The sequence below is a fragment of the Rhizobium sp. 01T444 genome (genome assembly GCF_056398305.1).
This window is the reverse complement of record NZ_JBFTPD010000307.1, coordinates 1-578: the sequence shown is the minus strand read 5'-3', so window position 1 is coordinate 578 and position 578 is coordinate 1. Positions and strand designations below refer to the sequence as shown.

At 69.9% G+C, this 578-nt stretch carries 1 protein-coding gene; it reads right to left on the bottom strand.

Translation table 11 applies throughout. The features are described from left to right. Positions 1 to 578: amidohydrolase family protein (locus AC1DTN_RS38620; RefSeq protein ID WP_477925492.1), on the bottom strand; the 578-nt coding region annotated here is incomplete at both ends.

Genomic DNA, 578 nt, shown 5'->3' with positions numbered 1-578 from the left:
GCCCTGCAGGCCGAGGCGCTGCGTCTCGAAGGCCAGCGTCTCGATGTGGCGCGAGAGTGGATCGTCCGATTCGTCGCAGTGCATGTCGACCAGCTTGCCGCGCTCGGCCGCGATCTCGCACAGCAGCTTCACGCTGGCCGCGCCATCGGCCATGGTGCGCTCGAAGTGCGGAATGCCGCCGACCACCTCCACGCCCTTGTCGAGCGCGCGCTGGAGGTTGTCGATGCCGCCGGGCGAGCGCAGCACGCCGTCCTGCGGGAAGGCGACCAGTTGCAGGTCGAGGTAGGGCGCCACGCGCCGCTTCACCTCCAGCAGCGCGTCGACCGCCAGCAGCCGCGGGTCGCTGGTGTCGACGTGGCTGCGGATGGCGAGCAGGCCCTTGCCCACGGCCCAGTCGCAGTAGGCGAGCGCGCGTTCGATCAAGGCCTCGGCCGTCAGCAGCGGCTTGAGTTCGCCCCACAGCGCGATGCCTTCCAGCAGCGTGCCGCTTTCGTTGACGCGCGGCATGCCGTAGCTGAGCGTCGCGTCCATGTGGAAATGGGGATCGACGAAATGCGGCGCGACGAGCAGGCCACCGG